10 protein-coding genes are annotated in these 12494 nt (G+C 62.9%); 3 read left to right on the top strand and 7 right to left on the bottom strand.

All coding sequences use genetic code 11. The features are described from left to right. Positions 1 to 124 precede the first annotated feature (124 nt). From EPO09_RS05045 to mnmH, 4 genes are read right to left on the bottom strand one after another with little or no spacing between them, the layout of a single operon-like run. Positions 125 to 991: a putative selenate ABC transporter substrate-binding protein gene (locus EPO09_RS05045; protein WP_290640804.1), complete on the bottom strand. Its 867-nt coding sequence runs from the start codon at positions 989 to 991 to the stop codon at positions 125 to 127. A gap of 54 nt (positions 992 to 1045) precedes the next feature. After that, positions 1046 to 2713 carry an ABC transporter permease subunit gene (locus EPO09_RS05040; protein WP_290640803.1) on the bottom strand — a complete coding sequence of 556 codons (1668 nt, stop codon included), beginning with the start codon at positions 2711 to 2713 and terminating at the stop codon, positions 1046 to 1048. Beyond that, the gene (locus tag EPO09_RS05035) at positions 2700 to 3470 is read right to left on the bottom strand and encodes a phosphonate ABC transporter ATP-binding protein (RefSeq protein ID WP_290640801.1); all 771 of its coding nucleotides are present in this window, start codon (positions 3468 to 3470) and stop codon (positions 2700 to 2702) included. The genes EPO09_RS05040 and EPO09_RS05035 overlap by 14 nt, the downstream gene beginning before the upstream one ends. Positions 3471 to 3475: 5 nt before the next feature. Further along, entirely contained in the window at positions 3476 to 4525 is a 1050-nt protein-coding gene (mnmH, locus tag EPO09_RS05030; protein ID WP_290640799.1) for a tRNA 2-selenouridine(34) synthase MnmH, read from the bottom strand. A gap of 45 nt (positions 4526 to 4570) precedes the next feature. Here mnmH and selD point away from each other — a divergent pair, with 45 nt between their 5' ends. From selD to EPO09_RS05015, 3 genes are all read left to right on the top strand, one after another. Continuing rightward, the gene (selD, locus tag EPO09_RS05025) at positions 4571 to 5623 is read left to right on the top strand and encodes a selenide, water dikinase SelD (RefSeq protein WP_290640797.1); all 1053 of its coding nucleotides are present in this window, start codon (positions 4571 to 4573) and stop codon (positions 5621 to 5623) included. 64 nt (positions 5624 to 5687) lie between these two features. Continuing rightward, positions 5688 to 8423 (top strand): DNA mismatch repair protein MutS, encoded by a 2736-nt coding sequence (gene mutS, locus EPO09_RS05020; RefSeq protein WP_290640795.1) that lies wholly within the window; start codon positions 5688 to 5690, stop codon positions 8421 to 8423. After that, positions 8420 to 9247, top strand: coding sequence for a proteasome-type protease (locus tag EPO09_RS05015; RefSeq protein WP_290640793.1), 828 nt, complete (start codon positions 8420 to 8422; stop codon positions 9245 to 9247). Before mutS ends, EPO09_RS05015 begins: the two co-directional genes overlap by 4 nt. A gap of 2 nt (positions 9248 to 9249) precedes the next feature. Here EPO09_RS05015 and EPO09_RS05010 read toward each other — a convergent pair whose 3' ends face one another. Genes EPO09_RS05010 through EPO09_RS05000 form a run of 3 tightly spaced genes read right to left on the bottom strand, consistent with a single transcriptional unit; the run spans position 9250 to position 12368 of the window. Further along, a complete protein-coding gene (locus tag EPO09_RS05010) occupies positions 9250 to 10482 on the bottom strand; it encodes an MFS transporter (protein WP_290640791.1) in 1233 nt (410 codons plus the stop codon). Further along, positions 10479 to 11213: a 1-acyl-sn-glycerol-3-phosphate acyltransferase gene (locus EPO09_RS05005; RefSeq protein ID WP_290640789.1), complete on the bottom strand. Its 735-nt coding sequence runs from the start codon at positions 11211 to 11213 to the stop codon at positions 10479 to 10481. Before EPO09_RS05005 ends, EPO09_RS05010 begins: the two co-directional genes overlap by 4 nt. 42 nt (positions 11214 to 11255) lie before the next feature. Next, positions 11256 to 12368: a flavin reductase family protein gene (locus tag EPO09_RS05000; RefSeq protein WP_290640788.1), complete on the bottom strand. Its 1113-nt coding sequence runs from the start codon at positions 12366 to 12368 to the stop codon at positions 11256 to 11258. Positions 12369 to 12494 lie beyond the last annotated feature (126 nt).

Raw genomic sequence — 12494 nt, 5'->3', positions numbered from 1 at the left:
CTCCACGCAGGAGCTGGATGCGGTGATTGACCGCATCCGCAATGTGCAAGGTGTGCTCGACACCTTTTCAACGATTGTCCTGTCGACCAAGCTGGATCGACCGGAGTGAGCCTGCGGCCCAGGTTTACTTCAGCAAGCCGGTGGATCGGCCCACCTGCTCGATCACGTTGAAATCATCCGCATTGGCGGTCACGAACTTCTTCGCGCCCTGCAGATCCAGCACGGCTTTTTCTTCCGGCTTGGTGGCATCCAGCGTCAGGAAGGCATTGGCAAACTTCTGCACGGTGGCGGCGGGCAGGTCCTTGCGGGCGGTCCAGACGTAGTCCACAAAGGGCGGGGTGGTCCAGATGGCCTTGACCTTGGTCTTGTCGAACTTGTCGCCTGCGACCAGGCGCTGCCAGACCTCGATGTTCAAGGCGCCGGCTTGCACCTTGCCGGATTCCACCATCTTCACCGTGGCATCGTGGGCACCGCTGTAGATGGGCGCGCCGGCAAAGTCCTTGTCGGCATCGATCTTGAACTGGGTGCTCAGGAAGTAGCGTGGGAACAGGTGGCCGGAGGTCGAGCTCTTGGAACCAAAGGCAAAGCTCTTGCCACGCATCTCTTCAGGCTTGTTGATGCCGGAAGCAGTGTTGGCGATGAACACGCTGTGGAACTCGCGGTCGATGTCGCGCATCACGACGGGTTTGGCGCCCGACATCACCTTGGCCTGCACGAAGGTGAAGCCACCCAGCCAGGCGAAGTCAACCTTGCCTGCGCCCAATGCCGCCACGGCAGCGCCGTAATCGATCACAGGCACGTACACCACCTTCACGCCCAGGTGCTTTTGCAGGTGATCAACGAGCGGTTGGTATTTGCGGGCCAGCTCGGTCGGGTTCTCGTCAGGGATGCCGGATACGCGGATGACGTCTTCAGCATGGGCAAACTGGGCCTGGAGCGCCAGCAAGGGGGCCAACAGCAGCATGCGGCGAGCGAAGCGATTCGATGTCATGACAAGATTCCTTCAAGGATGGAGGGTGATGTGGGATGGCGCTTGCGGCTGCATTCAAGCGTAAGTGATCAGCAGCGGTTTGGCGTGAGGCGTTGACAGAATCCGGGCGCGAACCTTGTCGCCGATCGTGTCGACCACGGCCACCAGCAGGAGCATGGTCAACAAGAGCAGACTCAGATCACGCATGTGGAACAGGCTGATGGCGGTGTTCAAGGCGTCGCCAATGCCGCCGGCGCCCACAAAGCCCACCATGGCCGTGGCGCGCACATTCACCTCGAAGCGGTAAAGCGTGAACGCGGCCAGCCTGGCCTTGACCTGGGGCAGCACCCCGAATAGAAAGGTGGCCATTGCGCCTGAGCCTTGGGCTTGCAAGACGCCAGGCGGCCCGCTTTCCACCTCTTCGAAGACGTCGGCAAACAGGCGCCCCATGACGCCCATATTGTGTACGGCAATCGCCATAATGCCGGCCAATGGGCCACCTCCGACCCACACAACGAACACCAGTGCCAAGGTCAGCTCGGGCATCACACGTGTGCCTTGCAGCAGTGCACGGCTGGCCCATTTCACCGACTGGCGGCCCAGTCGAGACAAGGCGCCTGTGCGCGGTGGATCGGGCAGATAACTGCCCGTCATCAGGTGCGTCGCAGCCAGCGGCGCCAGCACAAACGCCACACACGCAGACACCAGCGTGGCCACCCAGGCCATCATCAGTGTTTCGCCAATCTGCGTGACGACGGTGTGCACAAAGGGCTGATCCAGCACGAGATGGTCAAAGGTGAACAGGGCGGGCGCCTGGCTGCTGAACAGGTCACCCCAGGGGATCTCCAGCTTGTACAGGGCCCAGATGGTGCCCATGCTGGCAAAGCCCAGCGACCAGCGCAGACCACGTCGCCGCAACTGCGCGCTGATCAACTCGAGCGCGACCACAAAGGCCAGGACGGCCAGCAAAGTGGTGGCCAGCTTGTCGTACTGGAAGTAGCGCAGGCTCAGGGCAATTTCGCTGCCCAGGCCGCCAGCTCCCACCACGCCCAGAATGGTGCCGATGCGGATATTGCACTCCAGGCAGAACAGGGCGTAGCCCGTCCATTGACGGCGCACCTGAGGCAGCACGCCATGCAGGAAGATGGCCCAGCGTGAGGCGCCCGTAGCACGCAGCGCCTGAATCACGCGCTGCTCGACGGCTTCGGCCAGTTCGGCATACAGCTTGCCGATGTTGCCCCCCACCGTCAGGCCGATGGCCAGCACGGCGGCACCTGGGCCCAGCCCGATGAGGCGCACGAAGATGTAGGCCCAGACGATCTCCGGGATCGAACGCAGCACGCTGAGCACCAGGCGGATCAGCCAGCGCAGCGCGTCCAGGCTGTGGCGGGCCCAGGCTGGCGCCCGGCGCGGTGGATCGGCCAGATCCGGCACGGTGATCGCCAGGAAGGACAAGCTGGTGCCCAGCACCACCGCCATCACGGTGCCCAGGATCCCGATCAACAGGCTTTCGATGGACAGCTCGACAACACGCGCCATGAAATCCCGCGAGAAATCCGGATGGGCCATGCCAGACAGGATCTCGCCGGCATTGCGCAGACCGTCGCTGTCAAACAGCTTGCCGGGTTGCGCGCCGGACAACGCCAGGCACAACCATCCGCTCAGGCCGATGAGCAGGCACAAGGCGTACTGACGCCAGCGCGCGTGGCGCTCCCGTTGCCAGCCAAGGTCAGATGCGTTCATGGCTGCCCGCATACAGTTGGGCCAGTCGTTCTTCTGATGCGTCCGCGGGGGCGCAGTCGAACATCACCTGCCCGCCGCGCAGGCCGATCACCCGGGTGCAGTCCTGCCGGACGATGTCGAACCAGTGCGTGCAGAACACCAGCGACATCCCGCGCGCTTTGGCCTGATCCACGATCAGTCGGGTCACGGATTTGGCTGTGTTGGGGTCCAGCGAGGCCGTGGGCTCGTCGGCCAACAGCAAGCCAGGGTTGGCGATCAAGGCCCGTGCGATGGCCACGCGCTGCATTTGCCCGCCGCTGAGTTGGCCCGCCTTGTCCCACTGGTGCATGGCCATGTCGAGCGATTTCAGCAGGGCGGCCACGCGATCAGCCTCCACGGTCATCACGGCAGCTTGCAGCGCCTTGTACCAGTGCCAGGTTGACAGCAGGCCCGAGATCACATTGCTGTGCACCGTGGCCTGTGGCACGAGCAGATTCTGTTGCTCGACGATGCGGCAGGTGGAGCGGTGCGCCTGCAAGGCTCGCCAGCTGAAATTGGCCATGGATCGGCCGTTGACCTCGATCACGCCGGCTGTGGGGCGCAAGGCCCCCGCGATCAGCCTGATCAAGGTGGACTTGCCCGCGCCGCTGGGGCCGATCAAGGCAATGCGCTCGCCGGCGCCCATGCTCAGGGTGATGTCCTTGAGCACAGCCTGGCTGCCCCAATGGCGGCTGACGTTCTGGAGATGCACGCGGGGTGCTGACAAGGCAACGCTCATGGCGATCAGATCAGGGTCAGCAGCTGGCGGGCCACTTGCTGGATCGATGCCTCATCCAGCGCGTCCACTTGCACGGTCTGGCGTTCTGCCCACCTGTGGAAATGCGCCGCCTGTGAGCGGGCATACAGCGGGTCGTAATGCAGCTCGGTCAGTTCGGCAAACAGGGGCGACAGCTGCGATTGCCTGGCCCAGTCCTGCCAGCGGGCGATGGTGTCCTTGCCATGCAGGGCACGCAGCGATTCAAACTTGTTTGCCAGTGCCTCGCCGTCGTCGCCCAGATAGGCGTAGTCGCGCAACAGAAAGGCCAGTCGGGCCTCGGGTGAGGCTTCGATTTCCAGACAGGGGCTGGCACGCATGCGCTCGATCAGCGAGGTCGGTAGCGAGATGCGCCCGATCTTGCGGCTCTCGGCTTCCACGAAAACGGGCTTGTTCAGATCGAATGATTCGATCACGGTCGCCATGGCCGTCTCGAATGCCTTTTGAGACGGCTGATCCACGCCGGGCATGGCACCCAGCAGCGAGCCCTTGTGGGCGGCGAGCCCCTCCAGATCCAGCACTTGCGCGCCTTGCTCGGCCAAGGCATGCAGCACGCGGGTTTTGGCGCTGCCTGTAGCACCGCTCACCACATGCAGTTGCAACTGCGGGCACAGGGCATCCAGTTGCGCGATCACATGCTGGCGCCAGCGTTTGTAGCCACCTGCCAGTTGTTGGGCATCCCAGCCCACCAGGCGCCACCAGGCCACCATAGAGCCACTGCGAAGGCCGCCGCGCCAGCAGTACACCAGCGGCTTCCAGTCGGGGGGCATGTTGGCAAAACGGCCTTGCAGATGCCGGGCCAGGTTGGCGGCCACCATGGCACCTCCCACGCGTCGGGCCTCAAAGGCGCCTTGCTGCTTGTAGATGGTGCCCACAATGCGACGCTCTTCGTCGTCCAGCACCGGGCAGTTGATGGCGCCGGGAATGTGGTCGAGCGCGAACTCGGAAGGCGAGCGTGCGTCGATGAGGCAGTCAAACAAGTGTCGATCGGCCACCTGAACCGGCCCGCGAGCGCTCATCGGGGCGCCCCCGCTGGCACAATCGCTTCGAACTTCTGTTGACCCATGACTTCCATTGCCCTTACTCAGTTTTCGCACGGCGGCGGCTGCGGTTGCAAAATCGCCCCGGGCCTTCTGGCCGAGATTTTGTCACGTGCGCCACAAGGCCTCGTTCCGCCCGAGTTGATGGTGGGGCTGGAGACCAGCGACGACGCGGCCGTTTACCGCCTCAATGACACCCAGGCCCTGGTCGCCACCACCGATTTTTTCACGCCCATCGTGGACAACCCACGGGATTTCGGTCGCATTGCCGCCACCAACGCGCTGTCTGACATCTACGCCATGGGCGGCACCCCCATCATGGCGCTGGCCTTGGTGGGCATGCCCATTGCCAAGCTGCCACCCGAAGTGATCGGCCAGATTTTGTCTGGCGGCGCCGAGGTTTGCCGCGATGCCGGCATCCCGATCGCGGGTGGCCACTCGATTGACCTGCTGGAGCCGATTTACGGCCTCGTGGCGCTGGGCCTGGTGCACCCCGACCGCGTGCGCCGCAATGCCGATGGCCAGGCGGGCGACGTGCTGGTGCTGGGCAAACCGCTGGGCGTGGGCATCTTGTCGGCCGCCCTGAAAAAGGGCCTGCTGACCGACGAAGGTTACGCCCAGATGCTGCGCCACACCACGCAACTCAACCGCGTCGGCACCGTGCTGGGCGGCCTGCCTGGTGTGCATGCCATGACGGACGTGACTGGTTTCGGCCTGGCTGGGCATCTGCTCGAAATCTGCCGCGGCTCAGGCCTGGATGCGCGTGTGGAGCTGGCCAGCCTGCCCCTGATTGAAGAAGCCGCCAGCTTTGCCCGTGAGGGCATCGTGACGGGCGCCTCGGCCCGCAACTGGGCGGCCTATGGGGCCGATGTGGTGTGGCCAGACAGTGCCCCAGCGTGGATGCAGGCGATGGCCTCTGATCCGCAGACCAGCGGCGGTTTGCTCGTGAGTTGCGCGCCTGACGCGGTGGATGCCGTTCTGGCCGAGTTTGCACAGGCGGGTTTCGCCAATGCGGCTGTGATCGGGCAGCTCGCCACGTCAGCTACCGACAAGGCGCGACAATTGCACTTTGAATGATGATCGCCGGGGGCGTGCCGGCATGTTCCGGTGCGTCCCAAGTGGATGATTCGTATAGAGAAAAATGAAAAACAGCCCAGAGACTCAGCCACTGGTGGACACTGCATTTGCCGGCCACACGCCGATGATGCAGCAATATCTACGCATCAAAGCGGAGCACCCTGACACGCTCGTGTTCTACCGCATGGGAGATTTCTATGAACTCTTCTATGACGATGCACGCAAGGCCAACCGCCTGATCGACATCACTTTGACGGTGCGCGGCCAATCGGCCGGTGAGCCCGTGGTGATGGCTGGTGTGCCGGTGCACGCGGTCGAAACGTATCTCGCCAAGCTGATCCGCCTGGGCGAATCGGTGGCGATTGCCGAACAGGTGGGCGAAGTGGGTGCCAGCAAGGGCCCGGTCGAGCGCAAGGTCGTGCGCGTGGTGACACCCGGCACCCTGACCGACACAGAACTGCTGAACGAACGCGCTGATGCCTTGCTGCTGGCTGTGGTCATGGACAAGCGCGGCCGCCATGCAGAGCATGCCGTGCCCTGTGCGCTGGCCTGGCTGGGCCTGTCCAGCGGCAAGCTGGGCCTGACCGAGTGCACCGAGCGTGATCTGGCCGGCTGGCTGGCCCGCCTGCAACCCGCTGAAATCCTGTTTGATCGCGAGCGCATTCCGCCCACGCTGCAGCCCATGCTGACGCAAAGCAGCAAGAGCGTGGCGATGACCAGCCGCCCCACATGGCAGTTCGACCCGGGCCTGGGCCTGCGCAAGCTGTGCGAGCAATTGCAGGTCAGTAGCCTGCAAGCTTATGGCGCACAAGACCTGAGCCTGGCACATGCTGCCGCAGCCGCCTTGCTGAGCTTTGCCGAACACACGCAGGGCAGGGCGTTGTCGCACGTGGCCTCGCTGGAAGTGCCTCGCACGACTGACCTGCTGGACCTGCCTCCGGCCACCCTGCGCAATCTCGAACTCACACAGACCTTGCGCGGCGAAGACTCGCCCACGCTGTTGTCGCTGCTGGATACCTGCCGCACCGGCATGGGCAGCCGTGCCTTGCGCCAATGGATGACGCAGCCGCTGCGTGATCGCGCCACAGCCCGTGCTCGCCACGACGCCATCGCCTGCCTGCTGACACCGCCCGCGATGGAGCAGGGTTACGAATCCGTGCGCGAAGCCCTGCGCCAGATGAGCGATGTGGAGCGCATCACCGCCCGCGTGGCTTTGCGCCAGGTGCGTCCGCGTGAACTCGCCGGCCTGCGCGACACCTTGCTAACCTTGCCGCAGTTGCGCGAGCGTGTACCTCACGACGCCCCCTTGCTGGCCCAGTTGCACACCGCCTTGCAGCCTGATGCCGGCATTGCCCAGCAACTGCAAGCCATGCTGATGGAAACGCCTGCCGTGCTCTTGCGTGATGGCGGCGTGATCGCTACAGGCTTTGACGCCGATCTGGACGAGCTGCGCGCCATCTCGCAGAACTGCGATGCCTTCCTGCTGGAGTTGGAGGTGCGCGAGCGCGAGCGCACCGGCATCCACAACCTGCGCGTGCAGTACAACAAGGTGCACGGCTTCTACATCGAAGTCACCCAGAGCCAGGCCGAGAAGGTGCCGCTGGATTACCAGCGCCGCCAGACCCTCAAGAACGCCGAGCGCTTCATCACGCCTGAACTCAAGGCCTTTGAAGACAAGGCCTTGTCGGCGCAAGACCGTGCGCTGGCGCGCGAGAAGTTCCTCTTCGATCAGCTGATCGATTTCCTGCAATCTCACATCGCCGTGCTCGGCGCCCTGGCGCGCGCCTTGTCCACGCTGGATGGCCTGGCCGCGCTGGCCGAGCGCGCTGCTACCTTGGGCTGGGCTCGTCCCGATTTCAGCCCGCATCCTTGCATCGAAATTGAAAAGGGTCGCCATCCCGTGGTCGAGGCCCGCTTGATGGAAACCAGCGGCGCCGCCTTCATCCCCAATGATTGCCGCTTCGACGCCAACCGCCGCATGATGATCGTGACCGGCCCCAACATGGGCGGTAAATCGACCTTCATGCGCCAGGTGGCGCTGATCGTGTTGCTGGCGGCCATGGGTTCATACGTGCCGGCGGCGTCCTGCCGCATCGGCCCGATTGATGCCATCCACACCCGCATCGGGGCGGCTGACGATCTGGCCAACGCGCAATCGACCTTCATGATGGAGATGACCGAAGCCGCCGCCATCGTGCACACGGCCACAGAGCACTCCCTCGTGCTGATGGACGAGATCGGGCGTGGTACGTCCACGTTTGACGGGCTGGCCCTGGCTGGTGCCATCGCCAGCCATCTGCACGACAAGAACAAGTCCTTCTGCCTGTTCGCCACCCACTACTTCGAGCTGACGGCGCTACCAGAAAAGCATCCTCGCGCCTTGAACGTGCACGTGGGTGTGGCCGAGTCGGGCGACGACATCATTTTCCTGCACGAGCTGCAACATGGCCCTGCCAGCCGCAGCTACGGTGTGCAGGTGGCCCGCCTGGCCGGCATGCCGCACTCGCTGATCCGCCAGGCGCGTGCAACGCTGGAATCGCTCGAAGCCCAGCAGCGCCATGCCGAAGACCAGATAGACCTGTTTGCCCAGGTTGAAGCACCTGGCGGTATCAATCTCGATGAACTGGCAGCCAACGCCGCTGCCCGAGGTGGCGCGGTACTTGCTGATGCACAAGGCGAAACGCTGACGCCTGCCGAAGCGCAAACTTTGAGCTTGCTGGCCAGCATCGACCCGGATACCCTGACCCCTCGTGAAGCGCTGGACGCGCTGTACAAACTCAAATCGGTGATCACATCATGACCTACTGTGTGGCCATGCGGCTCAATGCCGGACTCGTTTTCCTGTCTGACTCGCGCACCAACGCGGGCATGGACCAGATCAGCACCTTCCGCAAGATGACGGTGTATGAAAAGGCCGGTGAGCGTGTGCTCGTGCTGCTGTCTGCTGGCAATCTGGCCATCACGCAGGCCGTCAAGCAACTGCTGGGCAGCGAGACCATCGAGGGCTCGGATGGCGAGCCGTGCACGATCTGGACTGCCAAAAGCCTGTTCGATGTGGCCCGCATTGTGGGCAGCGCCGTGCGCAAGGTCCATGCGCGCGATGCCGAGGCATTGAAGAAGCACGGCATCGACTTCAACTGCAGTCTCATCATCGGCGGTCAGATCAAGGGCGAGACCATGCGCCTGTTCAACGTCTATGCTGCTGGCAACTTTGTCGAAGCCGGCATTGACGGCGTTTGCTACTTCCAGATCGGCGAATCCAAGTACGGCAAGCCAGTGATCGACCGCGTGGTCACGCCCGATACGCCATTGCAGGAAGCTGCCAAGTGCGCGCTGATCTCGATGGATTCGACGCTCAAGTCCAATCTGTCGGTCGGCCTGCCGCTGGATCTGATGGTGTATGACGCCGATGCCTTGAAGGTCGATCAGCTCATCAACATCGATGAAAGCAATGCCTATTTCCGCATGATTCGCACGACCTGGGGTCAACGCCTGCGCCAGGTGTTCGATTCGATTCCCGAGCCAAGCTGGGATGGGGCGCAGCCCGATCTGACTGGCGGCCCAATGCCCAAGCAGTCTCAGGCGATGAACCCGCTGAGCAAGATCGCTGCACCCAACGGCTGAGCTTAGCGCCAGGCCTCGGCAATGCGTTCATTGGTGGGGTGACGGTCGAGCCACCACACCACAAACAAGGTGCCAGCCACCGCTAGGCAGGTTGCGATCAGGAATGTCGTGCCATAGCCCAGCTTGTCGCCCAGCACGCCGCCAGCCAGGCTGCCCAGGCTGCTGACCGCCACCACCACACTGGCCAGCAGCGTGTAGTCGGTACCCGCATGCTCGGGGTCGGATGCATCCATCATCAGCGTGAACAGCGCAACCGTGGCCATGGTGCCCACAATGCCCTCCAGCACGGTGGCCGCCCATAGCAGCTCGACGCCACCCATCTGGAAGGCAACCGCGACATAGAGACCGAACCCGGCAGCCTGAGAGAGGCCGGCCAACAACATGGCCTTGCGCCGCCCCAATTGGTAGACCAGCCAGCCGCCGATGCTGGCGCCCAGCAAGCTGGTGGCTGAACCCACACCGCCTTTCATCAAGGCGATGGTGCTTTTGCTCACGCCATGGTCCAGCAGGAAGGGCGGCAGCAGCGAATTCAGAATCTGGTCACCAAAGCGGAAGCACAGGATCAGACCAAAGAAGGTCAGCATGCCAGGCGCCAGGGCGCGATGCAGCCAGCCGATCACCAGCGCCATGCCTTGCGGCCGGTTGGATGGCGCGGTATGCCTTGGGGGCTCTTTGAGGGGCAGCACGGGCAGGATGGTCAGCCCCAGCAAGCCGGCCATGCACAGGAACATGACCTGCCATCCCTCATGGGAAAAGATCCACAGCAGCAAGCCACCACCCAGGATCATGCCCAAACGGTATGCGCCCACTTGAATGGCATTGGCCAGGCCGCGCTCCTTGGCACCCAGCAAACGCACGGCCAGGCCATCGGTGACGATGTCCTGAGAGGCCGCGAGCAGATTGAACAGAAAGACCGCGCCAAACAGGATCAGACTGCCAGCCTTCAGATCCAGTTGCGACAGGATCAGTGCCATCAGGCAGGCCGCACATTGGAAGAACATCAACCAGCCGCGGCGCGAGCCATGGTGATCCAGCGCCGGTGCCCACAGGAACTTGATGCCCCAAGGCAAGGCCAGGAACTGCAAAAAGCCGATGGATGTGAGCGACCAGCCTGCATCACGCATCAGCACCGGCAAAGCCAGCGTGAAGAAACCAAAGGGGATGCCTTGCGCGGTGTACAGGCCCGTCAGCAAGGCGATGCGTTGCGCCTGGCTGTTTTCCTGCGGCTCGCTCATGCTTGTGGTGCAGTGGTGCCGGCTTCACGGTCCAGTTCGTCGATGCAGGCCTTCATGCGAGCCTGGCACGTGGCCATCAGCTCGGGCATGTCGTCCAGCGTCAAGCCAGCAGTGGGGATGGGCTCCAGTGCCCGCATGACCACCGTGCCACCTCGCAAGCGATTGAGGTTCATGCCGCGCACGTAGTTGTTGCCGCACAGCGGGATGATGGGCACGCCCGCGTTGATCGCCATCTGGAATGCGCCCTTTTTGAGGGGGGCCAAGCCTTTGCCGTGCCCGCGCGTGCCTTCGGCAAACACCCAGATCGTCATGTCCTTGTGCTGCAGCGTGTCCGTGGTCGTCATCATGGCCTTCTTGGCCTGAACGGCATTGCCGCGCTCGATAAGCACATTGCCCGCCAGCCAATAGAGCTGCCCGAAGAACGGGATCCATTTCAGGCTGGTCTTGCCCAGGGTCACAGTACGCGGTGGCACGGCATGTCCGAACACGAACAGGTCGTAGTTCGACAAGTGGTTGGCCACGATCACAGCTGGTCGCTTGTGCTTGAGCACACCATCGATATCAAGGCGCATCTTCATGCCCATGATGAACGTGGCCGGCACCGCGTAGAAGCGCGCCGCGATGCGGCTGTTGTCGGGATTGAATGGGCGGCAAACGCTCACCAGCAAACCGAGGATGCTGGCCAGAACGAAGTGCACGCATAACAACAGCATGCGCAAGGGCAGAAGCATGACTAAACCTTGAAGTACGTCAACCGGCGCCCGCAAGCGCCATCAGGCGTCGAGCACCAATTTGTTCGACGCGGGGAAAGCGGTGCAAAGATACACCGCATTTCCCAGCATATTGCCGACGACGTCGCCTTCTCTGAGTGTCAGCTTGCAAGTGCCACACATGCCTTGGCGGCAACCCGTCTCCACGGGCACCTGATGGCGCTCGGCGATCTGCATCAGGCTCAAGCCCTGGTCTTCTTCCGTCAACTGCACGCGGCGGTCCAGATGACGGAAGTAGATCTCGGCCTGCGCGGCCTTGAAGTCCTCGGGCGTCAAAGGCTTGATCTCATGCGCCACAAAGCGTTCGCTGTCGAGCTTGCCCAGGTCGTAGCCCTTTTCCTTGAGGATGTTGACCACCTTGTCCATGAAGCCTTGTGGGCCGCACAGATAGATGTCGCGCTCGCGGAAGTCGGGGATCAGCGTGTCGATGTTGCTGACGTCCAGCGTGGCGGCAAACTTGCCGGACGCTTTGTCTTCTGACGTGGGGCGACTCAGCGCGGTGGTCAGGGCCAGGCCTTCGCTGCGCCAGCGTTGCAGCGTGTCTTTGAAGATCACGTCCTGCGCGGCGGCGAACTGCACATACATCGCCATGTCCGGGCGGATGTGATAGGCCATCAGGGCCTTGAGCATCGAGTAGGCCGGGGTGATGCCGGCGCCCGCGCTGATGAACAGGATTTTCGATTGCTGGCGATAGCAGAAGTGGCCCTGTGGTTGGCCAATGCTGAGCACCATGCCAGGCTTGACCTGATCGTGCACCCAGTTGGAGACCTTGCCGCCACTCACGCGTTTGACGGTGATGGTGAAGCAGTCGTCCTCCATGGGCGACAGACTGTAATAGCGGCTGACAGCCTCGCCATTGATGCTGGCGTTCAGCGCGATGTACTGCCCTGGTTCGGCGCTCTTCCACAGTTGATTGGGCATCAGCGTCAGCGTCTTGACGCCTGGCGCTTCGTCCTTGATGCCAACAACGATGGCCTGCAGGTCGTAAGTCCAGATGAAGTCATTCCAGCGACGGTTGAAGTCCGTCATGGTGTTGCTGGCGACGTAGTCCAGCCAGTCACGGCCGATGTGTTTCAGTGCCCAGCGATTCAGGCGGGAGAGCAGGGCATCAAGCATGACCTGCTCCAGCATTGGATTGGGGTGCTTGTTGTGCAGAAGGGAAGGAGTGCTTCCACATCACCGACATGTAGTTGCGGATGGCACGGCCCCAGGTCGGGTTGCACTTGTAGTCCACGCCGTACT

The sequence above is a fragment of the Aquabacterium sp. genome (assembly GCF_004297345.1).
GTDB lineage: Bacteria > Pseudomonadota > Gammaproteobacteria > Burkholderiales > Burkholderiaceae_C > Aquabacterium.
Note: the sequence above shows the minus strand (reverse complement) of the source record. Positions and strands in the feature narration are given on the sequence as shown.